Origin of the sequence: Pseudomonas sp. S12(2018) (assembly GCF_024355235.1) — a bacterium.
Lineage (GTDB): Bacteria > Pseudomonadota > Gammaproteobacteria > Pseudomonadales > Pseudomonadaceae > Aquipseudomonas > Aquipseudomonas palmensis.
The window spans coordinates 492,859-511,587 of sequence record NZ_QLAD01000004.1 but is presented as its reverse complement, the minus strand read 5'-3'; the positions used below and the strand labels follow the sequence as shown (position 1 = coordinate 511,587).

General features: G+C 66.4%; 17 protein-coding genes. 5 read left to right on the top strand and 12 right to left on the bottom strand.

The annotated features are described in order from the left end of the window. Positions 1 to 31 precede the first annotated feature (31 nt). Complete coding sequence (locus tag DN388_RS12680; protein WP_043861094.1) at positions 32 to 985, top strand: LysR family transcriptional regulator; 954 nt, start codon at positions 32 to 34, stop codon at positions 983 to 985. Positions 986 to 1,043: 58 nt separating this feature from the next. Here DN388_RS12680 and DN388_RS12675 read toward each other — a convergent pair whose 3' ends face one another. Continuing rightward, entirely contained in the window at positions 1,044 to 1,691 is a 648-nt protein-coding gene (locus tag DN388_RS12675; RefSeq protein WP_054916521.1) for a TIGR04211 family SH3 domain-containing protein, read from the bottom strand. A gap of 218 nt (positions 1,692 to 1,909) precedes the next feature. On the opposite strand from DN388_RS12675, the gene DN388_RS12670 reads away from it, so the two are divergent. Continuing rightward, positions 1,910 to 2,305 (top strand): DUF4398 domain-containing protein, encoded by a 396-nt coding sequence (locus DN388_RS12670; protein ID WP_052504235.1) that lies wholly within the window; start codon positions 1,910 to 1,912, stop codon positions 2,303 to 2,305. Positions 2,306 to 2,316: 11 nt separating this feature from the next. Further along, positions 2,317 to 3,087: an OmpA family protein gene (locus tag DN388_RS12665; RefSeq protein ID WP_043861092.1), complete on the top strand. Its 771-nt coding sequence runs from the start codon at positions 2,317 to 2,319 to the stop codon at positions 3,085 to 3,087. Between the two features lie 3 nt (positions 3,088 to 3,090). Here DN388_RS12665 and DN388_RS12660 read toward each other — a convergent pair whose 3' ends face one another. Further along, on the bottom strand, positions 3,091 to 4,707 hold the full coding sequence (locus DN388_RS12660) for an inorganic phosphate transporter (RefSeq protein ID WP_078481067.1): 1,617 nt from the start codon (positions 4,705 to 4,707) through the stop codon (positions 3,091 to 3,093). Between the two features lie 138 nt (positions 4,708 to 4,845). Between DN388_RS12660 and DN388_RS12655 the strand changes: the two genes are divergently transcribed. Continuing rightward, positions 4,846 to 5,253 (top strand): DUF488 domain-containing protein, encoded by a 408-nt coding sequence (locus DN388_RS12655; protein WP_054916493.1) that lies wholly within the window; start codon positions 4,846 to 4,848, stop codon positions 5,251 to 5,253. A 122-nt stretch (positions 5,254 to 5,375) separates the two neighbouring features. Continuing rightward, positions 5,376 to 5,807: a GNAT family N-acetyltransferase gene (locus DN388_RS12650; protein ID WP_043860275.1), complete on the top strand. Its 432-nt coding sequence runs from the start codon at positions 5,376 to 5,378 to the stop codon at positions 5,805 to 5,807. Here DN388_RS12650 and DN388_RS12645 read toward each other — a convergent pair. From DN388_RS12645 to DN388_RS12600, 10 genes are read right to left on the bottom strand one after another with little or no spacing between them, the layout of a single operon-like run. Further along, positions 5,797 to 7,305: a right-handed parallel beta-helix repeat-containing protein gene (locus DN388_RS12645; protein ID WP_255000040.1), complete on the bottom strand. Its 1,509-nt coding sequence runs from the start codon at positions 7,303 to 7,305 to the stop codon at positions 5,797 to 5,799. The two genes, DN388_RS12650 and DN388_RS12645, sit on opposite strands and share 11 nt — an antisense overlap. A gap of 17 nt (positions 7,306 to 7,322) precedes the next feature. After that, entirely contained in the window at positions 7,323 to 8,438 is a 1,116-nt protein-coding gene (locus DN388_RS12640; RefSeq protein ID WP_043860256.1) for a polysaccharide lyase, read from the bottom strand. Next, positions 8,429 to 9,829: an alginate biosynthesis protein AlgX gene (locus tag DN388_RS12635; protein WP_043860257.1), complete on the bottom strand. Its 1,401-nt coding sequence runs from the start codon at positions 9,827 to 9,829 to the stop codon at positions 8,429 to 8,431. The genes DN388_RS12640 and DN388_RS12635 overlap by 10 nt, the downstream gene beginning before the upstream one ends. 38 nt (positions 9,830 to 9,867) lie before the next feature. Then, positions 9,868 to 10,512, bottom strand: a complete 645-nt coding sequence (locus tag DN388_RS12630) for an alginate O-acetyltransferase AlgF (protein ID WP_043860258.1) — start codon at positions 10,510 to 10,512, stop codon at positions 9,868 to 9,870. Positions 10,513 to 10,523: 11 nt separating this feature from the next. Then, complete coding sequence (locus DN388_RS12625) at positions 10,524 to 11,618, bottom strand: alginate O-acetyltransferase (protein WP_043860259.1); 1,095 nt, start codon at positions 11,616 to 11,618, stop codon at positions 10,524 to 10,526. A gap of 9 nt (positions 11,619 to 11,627) precedes the next feature. Next, positions 11,628 to 13,055, bottom strand: a complete 1,428-nt coding sequence (locus DN388_RS12620; RefSeq protein WP_043860260.1) for an MBOAT family protein — start codon at positions 13,053 to 13,055, stop codon at positions 11,628 to 11,630. Between the two features lie 14 nt (positions 13,056 to 13,069). Further along, the gene (locus tag DN388_RS12615; protein WP_043860261.1) at positions 13,070 to 14,524 is read right to left on the bottom strand and encodes an alginate biosynthesis protein AlgE; all 1,455 of its coding nucleotides are present in this window, start codon (positions 14,522 to 14,524) and stop codon (positions 13,070 to 13,072) included. After that, complete coding sequence (locus DN388_RS12610) at positions 14,521 to 15,966, bottom strand: sel1 repeat family protein (RefSeq protein WP_052504205.1); 1,446 nt, start codon at positions 15,964 to 15,966, stop codon at positions 14,521 to 14,523. The genes DN388_RS12615 and DN388_RS12610 overlap by 4 nt, the downstream gene beginning before the upstream one ends. Positions 15,967 to 15,977: 11 nt before the next feature. Continuing rightward, a complete protein-coding gene (locus DN388_RS12605; protein ID WP_043860263.1) occupies positions 15,978 to 17,147 on the bottom strand; it encodes a PilZ domain-containing protein in 1,170 nt (389 codons plus the stop codon). Positions 17,148 to 17,162: 15 nt separating this feature from the next. Continuing rightward, on the bottom strand, positions 17,163 to 18,695 hold the full coding sequence (locus DN388_RS12600) for a glycosyltransferase (RefSeq protein ID WP_173925053.1): 1,533 nt from the start codon (positions 18,693 to 18,695) through the stop codon (positions 17,163 to 17,165). Positions 18,696 to 18,729: the final 34 nt, after the last annotated feature.

Genomic DNA, 18,729 nt, shown 5'->3' with positions numbered 1-18,729 from the left:
ATAAAAAAGCGCCAGGAGATAATCGGGCCAGATGAAGAATCAGAATGCGCTGATAGCGAATAATGAGCCGTTGCTGCGTGACCTTCAGTTGTTCTGCGAGGTGGCGCGGCGCTCCAGCTTCATCGCGGCAGCCACCGAGACCGGGCTGTCGCCGGCGCATGTGAGCAAGCGCATCGCCACCCTGGAGACGATGCTCGGGGTCAAGCTGTTCAACCGCACCACGCGGCGGGTCAACATCACCAGCGATGGCGAGGCGACGTTCGTGTGGGCGCAGAAGATCCTCGAGGACGTGGGCGCGATGTTCGATGCGTTGTCCGGCGGGCAGCGCGAGCCGCAAGGCACCTTGCGCGTGTGCACCAGCCTGCGCCTGGGGCGCGAGCACGTGGCGCCGATCCTGTCGCTGCTGCGGCGCCAGTACCCGGCGCTGGAGGTGTGGGTGGAGCTGCTGGACCGGCGCGTGGACCTGATTGCCGACAACTTCGATATCGATGTGCGGGTGGGCGAGGTGCAGGAAAAACACCTGATCGCGCACCGCATCGCCAGCAGCTCGCGGGTGCTGGCGGCCGCCCCGGACTACCTGGCGCGGCGCGGCCAGCCGCGGGTGCCGGCCGACCTGGCGCAGCATGACTGCCTGCTGTTTCGCAGCCGCGACGACCGTTTCGGGGTATGGCGCCTGGTGGGGCCCAATGGCGCCGAGACGGTGAAGGTGACCGGGCCGATGGCCTCCAACCACAGCGACATCGTGCGCCAGTGGGCCCATGACGGGCACGGCATCATCATGGCATCGCGCTGGGACGTGGCGGCCAGCCTGACCAGCGGGGCGCTGGTGCAGGTGCTGCCGGGGTATCACCAGCCGGCGGACATCTGGGCGGTGACGGCGGTGCGCTCGTCAAGTTCGGCCAAGGTGCGCAGTTGCGTGGCGTTTCTGCGTGAGCAACTGGCGCAGGGGCCCTATGCGCTGGCTGGGGGAAGGGCGGGGCAGTAGTGGGGCGGCCTTCGCCAGCAAGGCTGGCGCCTGCACCCTGCGGGCGAAGGCCGGGGCCTCAGAACCAGCGGTCGCTGCGCTTGCGCCCGCGGCTGAGCATCGGCAGGATCAGCCCCGCCAGCAAGCCGGCCCCGGCAATGCCGCCGCCGTACACCATGTAGCGCATCAGCACCTGCTTGTTCTCGTCGCCCAGCTGCGCCTGGGTAGCGCGCAGTTGCGATTGCGCATCGCCCAGCTCGGCATTGAGCGCGGTGCTGCGCGCCTCCAGTTCGTCGATCAGCGCCTTGCGTGAATCCAGTGTCTCCTGCATGCCCTGCACCCGGGTCTTCCAGCTGTCGTCGATGGTCTTGAGCTGCTCGCTCAACTGGCTCACCTGTTCGCTCAGTTGCGGCACGCGCTCGGCCTGGCCGGGCACCGTCTGCAGGTCGCTGCTGTTGATCCACACGGTATCGCCCGACTCGCCACGTACCTGGCTGTAGTTGCCCTGGCTGGTCAGCAGGGTGACCTTCTGGCCGGATTTGAGGTTGCCGACGATCCGGTGCCCGTCGGTAGGGCCGCTGCGCACGTAGGTGCTGAGGCTGTCGCTGACCCAGCGTTCATTGCCGCTGCCTTCCTCGGCGTGGGCCGGGCCACACAGGATGACCAGGCTGCCGAGCAGGCCGGGGATAAGAGAGCGCCGTGCGCGAAGCTGAAAAGATGGGGGCATGGTGATCTTCTTGAAAACGGAAAAAATGAAACCCACAGACCATTTTTTGCTCGTCAGGTTCACTGCGCACTGACGAAGGGCAGGCACGAATCGTGGCAATGCCGGAGAAGTTTCCTACCTGACAGCAGGATGCCCCCTGATAGGGGCGGGGCATGACCGGGAATAGCCTTACGCGGCTTGAACAACGGTCTGTCTTTCTCATGTTATGGAGTCTTTCAATGGTTGCTAAACGCACCACGAACTACCTGGCCGCCAGCAGCCTGCTGATGGTGCTGGCCGGTTGTGCCGGCGTGCCCGTGCCCACCGAGCAGGTCGAACTGACCCGCAACGCGGTCAGCCGCGCCGTGACCGCCGACGCCACCCAGTACGCGCCAGCCGAAATGAAGGCCGCCCAGGACAAGCTGTACGCCGTCGAACGCGCCCTGGGCGAACGGAACCTTGTCGCGGCCCGCACCCTGGCCGAGCAGGCCGAGGCCGATGCCAACCTGGCCGAGCGCAAGGCGCGTGCCGCCAAGGCCCAGCAGCAACTGCGCAGCGCGCAGCAGGGCATTGAAGTGCTGAAGCAGGAAATGCTCCAGTCGCCCGACGCCATCACCCCCACGATCACGCCGTAAGGATGCCCGTCATGTCCGTCAAATACCTGTTGCCTGCCGTTTCCGTGATGGGCCTGTTGCTCGCCGGTTGCAGCACTACCGCCGAAAACCCTGGCCTGCTGCAAGCCCGCGAGCACTTCAGCGTGCTGCAGAGCAAGCCGGAGTCCAGCCGCCTGGCGGCACTGGAAACCAAGGATGCGTTCAATGCCCTGGGCAAGGCCGAGCTGGCTTCGATCAAGGACCGCAAGGCCCCGCAGATCGAGCAGCTGGCTTACCTGGCCAACCAGAAGATCGCCGTCGCCGAGCAGACCATTGCCCTGCGCCAGGCCGAAGCCGGCCTGCAGGGCATCGAGGCGCAGCGCACCCAGGCCCGCCTGGACGTGCGTACCGCGCAGCTCAAGGCCCTGCAGCAGCTCAAGGCCAAGCAGACCGAGCGTGGCACCGTGGTGACCTTCGGCGATGTACTGTTCGACACCGGGCGTGCCGAACTCAAGGCTGGCAGCCAGCGCAACATCGACCAGTTGGCCGAGTACCTGCGTGCCAACCCGGAGCGCAAGGTGCGGGTCGAGGGCTTCACCGACTCGACCGGCAGCGACAGCCTCAACCAGCAGCTGTCAGAGCGTCGCGCAGCGGCTGTGACCAACGCCCTGCGCCGCAACGGGGTGGACGCCGGGCGGATCATCAGTGCCGGCTATGGCAAGGAGTACCCGGTGGCCTCCAACGCCGACGCGCAGTCGCGTCAGCTCAACCGCCGCGTCGAAGTGATCATCTCCCACGGCAATGCTGCCGTCGGCCAGCGCTGAGGCCTACAGCAGCCGGGTCAGCAGCCAGTACAGCCCGCCCGACAGCATGATCGCTGCGGGCAGGGTCAGTACCCAGGCCATCGCCAGGTTGGCGATGGTGCGCAATTGCAGGCCCGAACCGTTGGCCACCATGGTGCCGGCCACCCCGGACGACAGCACGTGGGTGGTCGACACCGGCAGCCCGTACATGTCCGCCGCACCGATGGTGCACATCGCCACCAGCTCCGCCGAAGCCCCCTGGGCGTAGGTGAGGTGGGTCTTGCCGATCTTTTCGCCCACCGTGACCACGATGCGCCGCCAGCCGACCATCGTGCCCAGCCCCAGGGCAATCGCCACCGCCACCTTGACCCACAACGGAATGAACCGGGTGGCGTCGTCGATGCGGCTCTTGAACAACTGCACCTGCGCGGTGGCGGCCGCGTCGAGCCCGCCGTGCTGGTGCTTTTGCATCAGGCGGATGGCTTCGCTGGTCAGGTACATGTCGTTGCGCACGTTGGCCATGGCCTCGGCCGGTACGTGGGTCAGCGAGCCGTAGCCTGCGACTTCCGCGCCGATCAGGCCGGCCAGTGCCGCCAGGGCCGGTACCAGCTCGGCGCTCGGTTGCCGCTCGCGCAGGTACAGGGTGAGGGTGGCGCGCGGGTCGCCGACATGAGGCTGCGCCGACTGGCCGAGCAACTGCTGCTGGGTGGCCTGGGCCACGGCGGCAAACTGCAGCGACTGGTCGGCCGGCATGGTGCGGTTAAGCGCGTAGGCCATCGGCAGGGTACCCACCAGAATCAGCATGATCAGGCCCATGCCCTTCTGCCCGTCGTTGGAGCCGTGGGCGAACGACACCCCGGTGCAGGTGGCGATCAGCAGGCCGCGAATCCACCAGGGCGGCGGGGCGTCGCCGACCGGCGCCTGGTACAGCTCGCGGCGCTTGACCAGCATGCGCAGGCCCACCAGCAGCAGCGCCGCACAGGCAAAGCCCACCAGGGGCGAGAACAGCAGCGCGTAGCCCACCTTGCTGGCCTGGGTCCAGTCCACGCCGCTGGTGCCGTCGCGTCCGTTCATCAGCGCATTGGCCACGCCCACGCCGATGATCGAGCCGATCAGGGTGTGCGAGGAGGAGGCCGGCAGCCCCAGCCACCAGGTGCCCAGGTTCCAGATGATCGCGGCCAGCAGCAGGGCGAAGACCATGGCAAAGCCGGTGGCCGAACCCACCTGCAGAATCAGCTCCACCGGCAGCAGGGCAATGATGCCGAAGGCCACCGCGCCGCTGGACAGCAGCACCCCGATGAAATTCCAGCACCCCGACCACACCACGGCGAACTGCGCCGGCAGCGAGTTGGTGTAGATCACGGTGGCCACGGCGTTGGCGGTGTCGTGGAAACCGTTGACGAATTCGAAACCCAGGGCAATCAGCAGTGCCAGGCCCAGTAGCAGAAAGGGCGTCCAGGTGGTGACCACGGTACCGGCGGCATCGATGTCGCGGAACAGGCTCCAGGCGGTGTACACCAGGCCCCCCAGCAACAGGCAGACGAACAGGGTGACGGAGGCGCGGCCGGGGCGGGTGGCCAGTTGTGCAAGGGAGGGGCGGCCACCCGCGGAGTCAAGGGTGGTGCTGATCGGGGTTGTCATTAGACGGGTCCGGTAGGGTGGAAGTCGTGCCTGGCGCATCAAGGATAAAAACCCTGAGTGATGGCATAGTGACTTCGATCAACAAAAACGCGGGTTGCCCAGCTACGCTTGTACCCAGGCAGTGGGAGGAACGTGCCGATGATTCAGTGCAAACGGGCCTATGAGGCGCCTGCGCCGCAGGATGGCGAGCGGGTGCTGGTGGATCGGATGTGGCCGCGCAACCGGCGCAAGGATCAGTTGCACCTGAGTGCCTGGCTACCGGAGGTGGCGCCGTCGTCGGCCTTGCGCCAGGCCTTTCACCGCGGTGAGGTGGACTACGACGGGTTCTGCCAGCGGTATCGCCAGGAGCTGGCCGACCGGCCGCAGCATTGGTGGGGGCTGCTGGACAAGGCCCGTGGCGGCACCCTGACCCTGGTGTATGCGTTCAAGGATGAACAGCACAACAATGCGCGGGTGCTGGCCCAGTGGCTGGAGGATGAGCTGGATCGCCAGGGGCCCGGGAGTTCGCCGGTTTGCTATGCCGATGAGCTGGGGCCTAAAGTGTGACTCTCTGAATCTGCGTTACGGCCATCGCGGGTCAAGCCCGCTCCCACAAGGCCCCCGCCTTACCTGTGGCAGCGGGCTTGACCCGCGATGGCCGCGCCGAAAATCCCCTGACGGGCACCCAAATGACCCCAACCCTGACCCCCGCCACCGACCTGCACCGAACCTTCGCCCGCGACCTCACGCGCCGCGCCATGCTGGCGTACTACCGCGAATTCGATCTGCTCTGGCTGGAAGAAGCCTTCGACCAGGCCTGGGGCTGGCGCGAGCAATGGCTGATTGTCGACGCCGAACAGCCCCTGGGCTTCTGCAGCCTCAGCCAGGACAGCCGTGCGCTGTACATCCGCGAACTGCACCTGGTCGAGGCCGCCCGCGGCAAGGGCATCGGCGGCTGGGTGCTGGAGCAACTGGCCGAATGGGCCGGCAGGCGCCATCTGCCGCTGCTGCGCCTGACCGTGTTCAAGAGCAATCCGGCCCAGGCCCTGTACCTGCGCCACGGCTTCGTCGCGCAGGGTGAGGACGAATGCTTCGTGCGCATGCAGCGGGTTATCGGCTAGCACTCTGCACGCAGGTCAGCCCCGGCTGCGGGGTACCGGCGGCCACCCGGCGTACCTGCACCACGCAGCCCTGGCGCACGGTGGCGTCGAGCAACGGGCCCTGCACCGGCAGCAGGTCGCCGATCAGCAGGTTCTGCAGCAATGGCTTGCCCTCGAAACGGTTGCTGCCCAGCAGCACCTGGTCCATGCCTTCCACCCGAACCACCGCCTTGCCCACCCGGCCCAGGGTGTTGCCGCCCAGAATCAGCGGCCCGGCCAGTGGCTGGGTGTTGCGCAGGCTGATGGCGTACTCGGGGGTGTTGCCGATGTGGTTTTCCAGCATGACCGCGCCAGCCACGTCGCTGGCGTCCACCGCGCTGCCCTGGCTGTTGCCGATGAAGTTGCCTTCGATCAGCACCGGCATCTCGCCCTTGAGGTTGCGCAGCAGCACGCCGTTGCCGCGGCTGGCGCCGATGCGGTTGCCGCTCAGCAGCAGGGCGCCTTGCTGGTCGCTGACCTCGATGGCGGCCTTGTGCGTGCCCAGGATCAGGTTGTCGTCGAGCCAGGCGCGGGTCTGCCCGCGCAGGCGGATGCCGCTGTTGTTGTCGACCCCGCGAATCTGGTTGTGCGCCATGCGCATCTGGCTGTCGCGCACGTCCACGCCATACTGCTGGGCACTTTCGAAGCGGCTGCCCTCGATCACCCCACGGCTGTGCTGCAGCTCCACCGCCGACAGCTCGCTGAACTGGCTGTCGCGTATCAGCACGCTGGCCGGCCGGGTGGCCGGCGATTGCTGGCTGCTCAGGGCAGTGGTCAGGCCCCGCGACAGGTTGGCGTTGTAGCCCAGGCGGTTGAGGGTGGCGCCGATCAGCTGGGTATGGCTGCCGGCCCAGGCCACCACGAACGGGCGCCAGGCGCGCTCGGTGTTGCCGGCCTTGTCGCCGGCCACGCTTTCCAGGCGCGACTGGTTCAGGCCCAGCCAGCCCTGGTTGATCAGGGCCGTGCCCGAATAGCTGTAGAGGTACAGGCTGGTGCCCTCCAGCACCAGCCCGCCATCGGCGGCGATCATCAGCGGGTAGCTGAGCAGGTAGCCGTCCTTGTAGCGCTTGAGTACCTGCGGGTTGTTCAGGGTGTCGGCCAACTGCGCCAGGGTGATGCTGCCACCCTGGATCAGCACCGCCTGCGGGTGGTGCGCCTGGTAGCCGGCCACGGCGCGGAACAGGCCGTTGTTGACGAACGGCTCGAACGGCCAGCTGCCGCCCTGGGCCGAGAACATCGGTTGCAGGCTGACAGTGGCACGCCCGCCGGGGCGCGGGCGTTCCTGCAGGGTGAAGCTCACTGCTTCGCGGGTGCTGGCCTGCACCTGTTGCACCTGCGCCTGGTAGTCGTTGGGGCTGACCACGCGCAGTGCCTGCTGCATCGGCAGGCCCTGGGGGGCGGCGTGGGCCACGCCGGCGAGGCCGGCCAGCAGCAGGCCGGCCAGTCGGGTAAAGCGGAAAATGCGGGCAGGCTGGGCCATGGCGATTCGTCCTTGGGTTACGGCAAAGGGGGGTAGAAGGGCTTGAGCGGGCCGCCGATCTGACTGTAGTTGTCGACGTTGCCGTCCTCGCTTTCGTACAGCTGGCGGGCCAGGCGGTTGTTGGGCGCGCGGTACAGGAACGGGATCAGCCAGGCCAGCTTGTAGGGGGCTACCTCGGTCTGGGCCTGGCCCATCAGTTCGGGCAGCGGGCCGGGGTCGAGCACCGTGCGTGCGGCGAAGTTGCCCAGCAGCTCCAGGGTCTGCTGGTCGTGTTCGCTCCAGGGCAGGCCATTGGCCCGCGCCGACTCGGCCAGCAGCACCAGCGGCACCAGCGCGTACTGGCTGTAGGTGGCGGCAAGCCGGGCCCGCGCCACTTCCAGTGGCAGGTAGGCATAGCTGCCGTCCCCGCTGCGCACCGCCTGCTGCAGGCCGCGACGCAGATTGCCGTCGGCCCAGCGGATGAAGTCGTCGCGCTGCACCAGCATGCCGCTGGCGGCCACGGCCCAGGCGGCCCAGTAGTCGTGGTTGTTGAACCAGGTGAAGCTGGCGGCCTGGCGTGGCTGGTACTCGCGGATGATCAGTTCGCCGAGCTGTTCGAACCAGCGCGTCTGGGCCGGCGACAGCTGCACCTGGCCGTTGCTGGCGGCCTGGGTCAGCAGCAGCGTCGAGGCCATGGCCGCCACCGCCCACTTGCGCGCCGCCATGCCGGTGCTGCTGGCATCCGGGTTGAGCAGGGCACCGGCCTGCGCCCAGTGCTCCAGCCACTGGTCCTGGCAGGCCAGGGCCATGTTGGCCTGCTGCGGGGTCTTGGCGCGCTGGAAGCGCTTGCTGGCGAAGATCAGCCCGGCGATGAACTGCTTGACCTGCTTGCTCGCCGCCTCGGTGTCGGCATCGGGGCGGCTGCGCAGGGTCGACTTGCTGGCATCGCGCTGGTCGTACTTGCTCTGCATGCGCAGGCTGGCGGTGTACGGTGGCGGCGGCTGTTTGCTGCACTGCAGGGTGCGGTAGTCGGCGATCATCGCCGACTGGGCGGTGGCCCGCGCCGGCCAGATCGATTGCGCGGCCAGGCTGCTGCCCAGCTGCAACCCGGCGCACAAGCCCAGGGTGGCGACCAGCCAGGGCTTCAGAGGCATAGACGGGTTTCCACCTGGGTGGCGGCCTGGCTCGGCTTGGTCGGTTCGAGGAACACCGAGAGCAGGTTGGCCCCGGCGAACTCCTTGGCCTTGCTCAGCTCCAGGTAGTACTGGCCACCGCTGACGGCCGCCTCGCGGCGAAACCACACCTTGTCGCGGGCACCGTTGTCGTAATACACGATCACGTAGAAGTCCTTGACGTTCTTGTCGCTGATGCGGATGTCCAGAAAGCCCTGGCCGCTGCCCAGTGCCTTGCGGCTTTCGCCGGCGTTGCTCAGCAGTTCGATGCGGTCGTTGACGCGCAGCGCCGGGCGCTGCAGGCGGTTGCCCAGCACCGGTGTAGAGGTGCTGCAACCGCCCTTGACCGCCGGAATCAGCTGGCGGTACATCTGGTCGGACTCCAGCTGGTAGTTGGCCGGCAGCTCCCAGATGATCAGTCTGGGCGGTGCGTCGGGCTTGTAGTTCTCGGACAGCAGGTATTCGAGCAGCGAGCCGTCCTGGCCAACGCCGGGCAGGGCGTAGTTGAGGATGTCGACATCCAGGTACTGCTTGAGGTAGCCGTCGAAGTTGAACTGCTTGCTCTCGTCCTCACGGGCTGCGGCGTTACTGTCGCCCACCAGGATCACCTGTGGGTCGGGGGCTTCGTCGAACAGTGCGTCGGCATCGTCGGCCACCGGGATGGTCTGGTAGCCGCGCACGTACTGGAAGCCGTAGTTGTTGCCGCAGATGCTGCTCATCGCCAGGTTCATGGTGCCGTCCTTTGGCACCATCACGCCGGGCTCGGTGCGGTAGTGCTTCTTGGTCAGGTCGGCATAGAACGGCTGGCGGCGCACCTCATCGGCCACCAGGCGTGCGGTGGCCTCGGCACCGCTGGGGGTCCAGTGGTGGTCGCGGCGAAAGAAGTACTCGCCCGCCGGCGGGGTGCGCACCAGTTGCATCAGGTCGGGCACCACCGCGCCGCCGCTGCGCAACTGCTGCAGGTAGCTGGCCAGGTTGTTGCTGGCGCGCTCGAAGTCGAACCCGTGCAACTGCCCGGGGTAGAGCTTGTCGCGGTGCATCAGCCCGCGGGTGGGCTGCACGGCCATGGCCACGTGGATACCCTGCTGGCGGAACGCGGCCATCAGGCGCGCGAACTCCGGGCGCATGGGTGCGGGGATGCCGAAGTCGTTGGTCAGGTCGACGGCCGAACGGAACAGCCAGCGGTCCTTGCCCGGGACGATCTCGCGCATCAGTTTCATCCGCCCTTCGGCGTATTTCTGCGGATCGCTCAGGGCCGGGCAGACCATGCACTCAAGGCTGGTGCAGCCGGGGCTGGGCGCCTCGGCGGCCTGGCCGGCCTGGCTGGCGGCAGCGAGTACGGCCATCAGGCCGAGGGAGGTAAGGATCTTCATGCGCGGTTCATCATCCTGTGTTCAAGGCCAGCCTGCGGTTACAGCGTGGGGTCGATGCTGTTGGCCACGCTGATGCTCTTGTAGCCATTGGCGGCGGGCAGCAGCACGTAGCTGTACGAGCGGCCTTTCTTGAGGAACAGGTCGTCGAACTGGGCGACGTTGCGCTGATCGACATAGGCGGCGAAGCCGATCTTGATTTCGTTGACCAGGCGGCTGCCGGTCTGGTCCTTGCCCAGCGGGTCGATGACCGAGGTCTTGCCGTCGGAGGTCTTGAGGGCGGCCTGCGCGGGGGTCAGGTTGTAGAAGGCGATCTGGGCCTTTTTCGGTTCGTTGACGTATTTGTCGGCGATCAGGGTCAGGCCCTTGCCGTCATACACCACGGTGCTGGCGGCGTTGGCCTTGAGCTGCGGCTCGATGGCCTGCTTGTCGACCGCGATCTTGTGGCTGCCGGCAGGGGTGAAGCGGTAGCCGCTGAGCTGGCCGGGGGCGACCTTCTGTGGGTTGACCTTGCCGCTCAGGGTCACGTCGATGCTGCGATCGCTCAGGTTGAGCACGCGCACGAAGGCCGAGTCGGCCGGGGCCACGGCGTCGTAGAGGTCGGCATTGCCGTCGTTGGCGAGGCTGGCGGTGCTGACCAGCAGCAGGGCGGTGGCGGCGAGCAGTTGGCGTGGCGAACGGGTCATGGTGTATCTCCTTAGAAGTGTTGGGTCTGGTTCATCTGACGCTGGCCGCTGACCCGATGGGCCAGCAGGGTGCGCAGCGGGAATTCCCAGACCACGGTGTCGATGTCAGGGTTGCCCAGCTCATCGCTGGCCAGAAACTGGTTCATTGCCTCGAACGGCCCGCGGGCCTCCACGGCAATGCTCAGCAGGTCACGGTTGAGGGCTTCCTTGAGAAAACCGACGAAGTTCCAGTCGTCGATCTTGCTGTAGCTGGTACCTACCAGCAGCAGGCTTTGGGCCTGGTCGGCGAACAGCTCATCGCTGCTCTGTTCGGCCTTCAGGGTTTCGTACACGGCGATCTGGTTGGCGCCAAAGTCCGGCATCAGCCGGCTCTGGTCGAACTGGATGTAGTTCATCAGGTCGCCCTTGACGGTCTTTTGCGCGACCTGGTGCGACACATAGCGCTCCTGGCCCAGCAGCTCCGGGTGCTGGCGCGCCAGTTCGAAGGCGGCCAGGCGTGCGCCATCGGGGCTCCAGTGGGTGTCGGACTTGAGAAACAGCGGCGGGCCGCCGAGGTTGTCCAGAAACGCCGAGCGCAGCGGCGTCACCGTGACGTTGCGTGCCTGCAGCTGCGCCACGAAGCGGTCGTACAGGCTGATGGCGCGCGGATCGAACGGGTGCTCGGCATGCGCGGCATAGATGTCCAGCTTCATCGGCAACGGCAGCAGCACCAGGCGCTTGCCGTGCTGCGCCAGTTGCGCCTGCACGGCGTCGATCTGTGCCAGCTGGCCTTGCAGGTTGGCCTCCAGGTCATTGGGCACACGGTATTCCTGGGAGGTATAGAGCCAGCCGTCCTTGCCCAGTACCACGCCCTTGGTGCCCTCCCTGAACAGCAGGTACTGCGCGTCGGCCCACAGCTGCACCGAGGGCTCACGCAGGAAGAAGCGCTTGTCGTAGGCCTGCTCGAACTTGCGCAGCAGCTTGCCGTCGACGAACAGGTTCCAGGCGTCACTCTGGTTTTTCGCGAAACTGAAAACCGGTGGCAGGGAGTAGACGAACATCCCCGCCAGCACCAGGCAGAACAGAATGCCGTTGACCTTGCTTGCCGAGTTCATCACCGGGTACATGACAGTCTCCTAGAACTGGAAGTAGAGGAAGGGGGAGAACGAGTGCGCAGCCAGGCTGCTCAGCGCCAGCGCGAAGCCGGCCCACAGCAGCACGGCCTTGAGCCCGCCGACATGGGCCATGAAGAAGTGCTGCTTGTTGCCGGCGTAGTAGCGCACGTTGTTGCTGCCGGCCAGGATCAGCCAGCACAGCGCCACCGCCACGAACGACATGGCCATCTTCGAGGCGCCCAGCACGTAGAGCTCCAGCGAGCCCAGGCCGTTGAAGCCGAACAGCGCCTGGTAGATGTCCAGGCTGTGGCGCAGGTCGTTGGTGAAGAACAGCGGCATGCTCAGGATGATCAGCAACCCGGTGCGCAGGTTGCGCCCCAGGCGGTAGGGCGTGGTGACCTTGGTGGCCAGGTTGAACTTGCGCTCGATCACCATGCCCAGGCCGAAGAACAGCCCCCAGCAGATGAAGGCGAAGCTTGCGCCGTGCCACAGCCCCGACAGCAGCATGGTGTACACCAGCGCCGGCATGGCCCCGGCGATGCGCTTGCGCACCAGCGGCATGTACACGTAGTCGCGCAGAAAGTGCGCCAGGGTCATGTGCCAGCGGCTCCAGAACTCGGTGATGCTCTGCGAGACGTAGGGCTGGTTGAAGTTCTCCGGGAAGCGAAAGCCCATCATCAGCGCCAGGCCCAGGGCCATGTGGCTGTAGCCGGCGAAGTCGAAGTACAGCTGCAGGGTCGACACCACCAGGCCGAACCAGGCATCGCTCAGCTGCAGGCTGCCCTCGCTGATGAACAGCACGTTGATCGGCGCCAGCTGGTCGGCGATCAGCACCTTCATGATGAAACCGAGCATGAACCGGCAAACCCCCAGCGAGAACATCTCCAGCGAGTGGGTACGCTGGCGCAGCTGCGGGGCCAGTTGGCTGTAGCGCAGGATCGGGCCGGCCACCAGGTGCGGGAACAGCGCGACGAATGCGGCGAAGTCGATGAAGTTGTTGGTGGGCGTGGCGTCCTTGCGGTAGATGTCGACGATATAGCTCAGGGCATGGAACACGTAGAACGAGATGCCCAGCGGCAGGAAGATCGTCTCCAGGGTGAAGGTGTTGATGCCCAGCGGCGCCAGCAGTGCGCCCAGCACCTCGGCGCCGAAGTTGGCGTACTTGAAATAGCCCAGGGTCGACAGGTTGCCGATGATGCCGATCCACAGCAGGCGGAACGCCCAGCGCTTGTCGCCGGCGTCCAGGCGCGCCTTGATGCGCAGGCCGAACCAGTAGTTCCAGTAGGTGATGCCGACGAACAGCAGCAGGAAGTCCGGGCGCCACCAGGCATAGAAGATGTAGCTGGCGGCGACGATCACCGTGGAGCGCCACGGCGCACGCGCCAGGAAGTACACCGCCAGGAACAGCGGCAGGTAGAGGAACAGGAACACGTTTGAGGCGAAAATCATCGCGGGGCCCGCCCTTAGTAACTGATCACGACGCCGACCGTCAGCTGGTAGTCGTCACCGGTATCCAGCGCGTTGCCGGCATTGAGGTAGCTGGCGCTGACCAGGGTGTTGACGTCCAGGTGCTTGCCGTCGAGGGCGACCGGAAACATCTTCCAGTAGTAGTTGAGGTCGAGCATCTGCCCCACGTGCTTGCCGTTGCCGTTGCTGCCCTGGGCGATGGCCTGGTTGCGCGCGCTGCGCTGGTCGCCGTCGACGCGGATCGGCAGGGTGCCACTGGCATCGCGCAGCTTGAGTTCGGTGAGGCGAAAATCCAGGGCGCTGCGCGGCGTGGGCCGGGTTTCCACGGCAAAGCCGTAGTAGCTCAGGTTGCGCAGGTCGAGGCTGACGAACGAGCTGGCCAGGCGGGTGCTGTAGGAGCCCTGGCGGGTGATGCGGTCGGACTGGATGGTGTTGAGACGAAAGCCGTCGTTCTCGTTGCTCGGCTTGTCGGTCAGCCCGCCGCGCAAGGCCAGGCGCGGGGTCCAGGGCAGGTCGTCGAAGCGTTTGCCGATCTCGCCCAGCGCCGCCCAGCCGCTGGCGTTGTGGCCGGTGGTGGTCAGGCCGTTGCCGTCGGTGTTGTCGACCTTGCCGTCGAGTGCGGCCAGCTCCAGGTGGTAGTCGCTGAACAACGGGCTGACCTGCAGGTTGTCGGCCTTGAAGAACAGCCCGTAGCGCATGCCGGTGAAGTCGTAGCGGTCACGCGGGTCGTGCCCGCTGTGGTCGTCTTCGTACATCACGCGCGTGCCGGCCCAGTTGTTCTCGCTCCAGCGGTAGGCGTACTCGCCCATCAGGTAGGTGGTGCGTTCTTCGCTGTCGGCCAGGCGGTTGACGTCGCTGTTGTAGTTGTAGAACTTCTGCGCCACGGCGAAGAAGCCCTTGGCGAAGGTGTCCTTGTAATCGAAACGCAGCGATTCGATGCTGTCGTCCCACCAGATGCCGTAGTCGTCGGCAAAGCGCTGGCGTCCGGCCGACAGCGAGAAGCGTGGGTCGTCGCCCAGCAGGTTGCGCTTGACGTACAGCTCGCGCAGCTCGGCGTACCAGCCTTCGGGCTGCTCGCGGTCGAAGGCGTTGGTGCTTTCGTTCTGGCTGTTGGCCGTCTGGCTGGAGTCGTAGTTGAGCCACAGGCGACCGTAGACCATCCACTTGGCCCAGCGTTTTTCCGGCGAGTACCAGGCGAACGAGGGTTCGTAGCGCAGGCTGTAGAAGCTCTCGCGGCTGCGCCCCACCTGGGAGTCTTCGGGGCCGTAGCCGGTCTGCACGGTGAGCTTGTTGAAGAATTCGGAGGTGATCACCGGCGTGCTGGCGTCGGCGTCTACCCGCACCGGCTCGCTGCTGTCGGCCTCGGGGCCGGTGATTTCTTCGGCGGCGAACGCGGTGTACAGCGGCGCGAGCATGAGCAGGGCGCCAAACAGGGACGGATGCGCTTTCACAGGGTGGTCTCCTTGAGCAGGTCATTGCGTGCCGCCATGGCGCGCTCGATGTCAGCCGTTTTCAGGGTTTTGTCCAGGCGCTTGAGCAGCCCGCGGGCGCGGCGCTCGCCCAGGTCCAGGGCAAGGCGCGCGTAGGTGTAGGCCTTGACCGGGTCGTGGCAGATGGCGCGGCCGCTCGCGTAGATGGTGGCCATGCGGTACCAGGCGGCAGTGGCGCCGCGCTCGGCCTGTTCCTGGTAGATCGCCAGGGCACGCTCCTGGTCGGGCTGGTCGAGGCCGCCCTTGCTGTACAGGTCGGCCAGCAGCAGGTGCGCGTCGCGAAAGTTGCTGGCGATCAGTTCGTCGATCAGCACCTGGGCCTTTTGCGGGTCCAGGGTCAGCCAGTTGGTGACCATGTACAGCGAGGCATTGAGCGCCTTGGCCCGGGTCGGGTCCTTGGCCTGCACCTGGGCAATCAGCGCCTGTACCTGGTCGGCGTTGTGCTCGGTGGGGTTGGAGATCATGAAGTTGGCCTTGGACACTAGCGCCGGCACGAAACCGCGCTGCGCGGCGTTGTCGAACCAGCGCTGGACCTCGGCCATGGCGGCCGCCCATTCATCGGCCAGGGCCTTTGCACGGGCCTGCTGTTCGGGGGTGGGCGCGGGCCTTGGGGCACCCATGGCGTTGCCCAGCTGCTCATCCTGTTCGGCCTGCTGGTCGGCACGCTGCACGGTGCTGATGGTGTCGAGCAACGAGCCGATACGGTGCACGATCTCCACCGGCAACTGCGCCATCCGGGGCTCCAGGGTGCGGGCGAAGGCGGGGAACGCGGTGTCCTGGCGCTCGCCGAGGAAGGCGTAGTAGCGGTCGACGCCACGCGGGTCGACGCGTACCGCCTGCTGGTACCAGTGCTCGGCAGCGGCGCGGTCGCCCTGGCGCTCGGCGACCACCGCGCGGTACAGCTCGGGGTGGCAGTCGAGCAGGCAGGACTGCTCGTACAGCGCCAGCAGCTGCGCGGCCTCGGCGGTGGGCACCAGGTCCGGGTAGGTCAGGAACACTTCCAGCGTGGCATTGGTGTTGCGCGGGTCCAGGGTGGCCGGGTAGCGGGTCAGCGCCTGGGCCACCCAGGCGCGCTGCTGCTGGCGCAGGCCGGGGCTGCGGTCAAGCAGGCGGGCCAGCGAGGCCAGCGCCGGCACCAGGCCGCGACCCTCGGCAAACGCTTCCTGGTACAGGCGGATCGCCTCCTGGCGGTTGGCGCTGTCGCTGCTGGCCAGCACATCGCCCAGCAACTGCTTGGACGCCAGGTCACCGCGCTCGGCGAGCACGCGCAAATCGGCGCTCACATCGGCTTGCGGGTCCTTGTACAGCGCGTAGCGGATCTGCTCCAGGCTTTGCCCGGCAAGGGCAGGGCCGGTGCAGGCGAGGGCAGTGAACAGCAGCCAGGCGGGCGTCATCGGTTTCATCTGGGGGCCCTTCAGCGCGACAGCGACGGCAAGGCCGGCAGGCCCAGGTACAGGTCCACCGCCACCGGTTTCTGGTAGGCCGCCAGTGGCAGCGGACGGTCCGGCCGGATGGTCAGGGCGAGGTTCTTGTTCAGTGCGTCGACCCGCGAGTCCACCACGGTGCCGCCGAAGCGTTCGTCCAGGCCGAACACCTGCAGGTCCACGGATCTGACCCGGCTGATGTCGCTCAGCTTGTCGAACGGCACGTTGGCGCTGACGTACAGCGGCTGGTCCTTGGGCAGCAGGTGCAGCAGCGGCGCCTGCTTGTAGCCGTAGCCGTTCATGGGCGTGCTGGGGAAGTACACCTGGCAGTCGCACGGGCTGTTGATCACGGTCTCGATGGTGGCGCGCCCCAGCAGGGTCTGCAGGTCGCCGGGCGCGAGGTCGGCCAGCGCCTTCATGTCGGCCGGGCTGGTGAAACTGGTGGCCAGCTGGGTGGAGATGTTGGCCAGCGGCTCGCCGGCCTTGACCTCGCTCTGCCCAGGCTGCAGCAGGAACTTCACGTAGCCGTTGTCGGGCATGCTGATGATCTGCGCATCGGCACTGACCTGGGCCTGCACGGCCGGAATGCGGAAGAACAGCAGGTAGCTCTTGTAGGCCACGAAGCTCAGCGCGGCGATGCCGGCGGCGGTGAACAGCAGGGTGCCGCCGATGGCGCGCAGGCGATCGCCTGCATTGCGTGCGCTGGCGTACTTGTGCTTGCGCTCCTTGATGTAGTTCTCGCGCTGCATCACGTTGAACAGGCCGTTGACGTCGGCAATTTCGCCCGACAGGTAGGCGCTGATGATGTAGCGCAGGATGTCGCGCTTCTGGGCGTCGAGGTCGACGAACTGCGCGCCGACTTCGGCGCCGCGCTGCGAGACGATCTTGATCTGGCTGTCGATGTTCAGGTCGACCTGGTTCAGGCGCAGCTGGATCGAGGCGTTGTACAGGCTGCCGATCTTCAGCGGGGCGCTGTGCACCAGGCCCAGGCCGCCCAGGGAGATGTCCTGCAGGGTGCTGTCGATGGGCGCCTGGCCGGGGGCGCTGAGCCTGACCCGGGCATTGAGCTTGGTGCGCACGTACTGGCGTTCGTCGATGGCCTCGTGGACCACGTTGGCTGCAGTGGTGCCGGGGGCTGCTGGGATGTTCGAGCTACTCATGGCAGGCGCCTTTCCTTAACGTTGCGTGAGTTCGAGAAGTACCGAGATGGCACCGAAGAAAATCGCGATGGATGAAAACAGCATCGCCTTCGATGACCAGCGGTTCAGGGCCGTGTCGAAATCGACAGTGCCGTTGCTTAGCGTGGTTTTTTGCCGGGTCCAGCTCTGCTGGTCCATGTGGAACAGTGCGTACACCTTCATCAGCGAGCCCACGATCTGGTTGTAATAGAGAACGAACGGGTACACCGGGCTGACCGGGTGACCGGCGAACAGGAACAGCACCGTCACCAGGCTGCGCGAGAGCAGTACCCAGAACAGGTACACCAGCAGGTACTCGATGCCGAACACCACGCCGGCCACTACCGAGGCGGTCAGGCCCATCAGGCAGGTCCACATCGACACGCGCTGGTCGAGTAGCACGTACAGGGTGAACAGGCCCAGGCGGGCGCGGCCCAGCAGGTGGGTGGCGCGAAAGTTCTGGCGCAGCGAGTTGCCGTACCAGCGGAACATCAGCTGGCGGGTGGCGCGCCAGAAGCTGTTGTCTGGTGGATGCTCCACGGTCAGGGTGTTGCTGTCGGGCACGTAGAAGGTGTCCCAGCCGGCGCGCATCAGGCTCAGCCACGAGGACTTGTCGTCGCCGGTGAGAAACTGGAAGCGGCCCAGGCGCCAGTGTTCGAGAAAGTCGGCTTCCACGTCGCGGATGAATTCGGGGTCGGTCATCACGCTGGCGCGAAAGAACGACAGCCGGCCGGTCAGGGTCAGCACCCGGTGCGACAGGGCCATCGAGCACATGTTGATGTGCCGCTGCACGAAGCGCATCGAGTGCCACTGGCGCATCAGCGGGCTGCCTTCGACCTCGCAGAACTCGTTGGTGGTCAGGCCACCGACATTGGGCAGGTAGGCGAACAGCTTGACCGCGCGCTCGACGCAGCCGGGCAGCATCATGGTGTCGCCGTCGACCACGCCGACCACCGCGTCCTGCAGCGGCATCTGCCGCGACAGGGCACGGAAGGCATGGGCCAGGCCGTCACGCTTGCCGGTGCCACGGGCGCGCACGATCACCAGCTTGATGTCGTCGCGATCGACCACCTCGTTGCGCATGATGGTCTTGATGAACTGCTCGTCGCCTTTTTCCACGATCGAGGCGATCACCGTGCACGGCACGTTCAGCCGCTGCACTTCCTGGAATACCGACTGGTACACCTTGAAGGTGGTGTGGGTGGGGATGCGAAAGCTGGTCACCACCATGAACATGTGCGAGGGCAGGGCATCGTCGCCCATGCGCTCGACCGCCTTGCGGATGCGCGGGAACTTCCAGTGCAGGAAGTACATGCCGCGGATGTAGTGGACGATGGCATTGCCGTAGCGCCACATGCCCAGGGTACCGATGATGAAGATGAACGTGTGGTGGCTGGGGTCCAGGTACTGCGGCGCGATCATCTGCGACGCCAGCGCGACCAGGCCGAACAGGCAGGCCCAGGCACAGAAGCTGGCGCCTGCCTGCAGGTAGCCGGGTCGGCCCTCGGGCCGCTGTTGCTGTGGTTTCATGGTGCCGTTTCTCCTTGGTACGGGCAGCGCGCAC

Bases quoted from the DNA above. Each gene is read 5' to 3' on its own strand.
- DN388_RS12680 (WP_043861094.1), top strand. From the start codon at position 32: ATGAAGAATCAGAATGCGCTGATAGCGAATAATGAGCCGTTGCTGCGT.
- DN388_RS12675 (WP_054916521.1), bottom strand. From the start codon at position 1,691: ATGCCCCCATCTTTTCAGCTTCGCGCACGGCGCTCTCTTATCCCCGGC.
- DN388_RS12670 (WP_052504235.1), top strand. From the start codon at position 1,910: ATGGTTGCTAAACGCACCACGAACTACCTGGCCGCCAGCAGCCTGCTG.
- DN388_RS12665 (WP_043861092.1), top strand. From the start codon at position 2,317: ATGTCCGTCAAATACCTGTTGCCTGCCGTTTCCGTGATGGGCCTGTTG.
- DN388_RS12660 (WP_078481067.1), bottom strand. From the start codon at position 4,707: ATGACAACCCCGATCAGCACCACCCTTGACTCCGCGGGTGGCCGCCCC.
- DN388_RS12655 (WP_054916493.1), top strand. From the start codon at position 4,846: ATGATTCAGTGCAAACGGGCCTATGAGGCGCCTGCGCCGCAGGATGGC.
- DN388_RS12650 (WP_043860275.1), top strand. From the start codon at position 5,376: ATGACCCCAACCCTGACCCCCGCCACCGACCTGCACCGAACCTTCGCC.
- DN388_RS12645 (WP_255000040.1), bottom strand. From the start codon at position 7,305: ATGGCCCAGCCTGCCCGCATTTTCCGCTTTACCCGACTGGCCGGCCTG.
- DN388_RS12640 (WP_043860256.1), bottom strand. From the start codon at position 8,438: ATGCCTCTGAAGCCCTGGCTGGTCGCCACCCTGGGCTTGTGCGCCGGG.
- DN388_RS12635 (WP_043860257.1), bottom strand. From the start codon at position 9,829: ATGAAGATCCTTACCTCCCTCGGCCTGATGGCCGTACTCGCTGCCGCC.
- DN388_RS12630 (WP_043860258.1), bottom strand. From the start codon at position 10,512: ATGACCCGTTCGCCACGCCAACTGCTCGCCGCCACCGCCCTGCTGCTG.
- DN388_RS12625 (WP_043860259.1), bottom strand. From the start codon at position 11,618: ATGTACCCGGTGATGAACTCGGCAAGCAAGGTCAACGGCATTCTGTTC.
- DN388_RS12620 (WP_043860260.1), bottom strand. From the start codon at position 13,055: ATGATTTTCGCCTCAAACGTGTTCCTGTTCCTCTACCTGCCGCTGTTC.
- DN388_RS12610 (WP_052504205.1), bottom strand. From the start codon at position 15,966: ATGAAACCGATGACGCCCGCCTGGCTGCTGTTCACTGCCCTCGCCTGC.
- DN388_RS12605 (WP_043860263.1), bottom strand. From the start codon at position 17,147: ATGAGTAGCTCGAACATCCCAGCAGCCCCCGGCACCACTGCAGCCAAC.
- DN388_RS12600 (WP_173925053.1), bottom strand. From the start codon at position 18,695: ATGAAACCACAGCAACAGCGGCCCGAGGGCCGACCCGGCTACCTGCAG.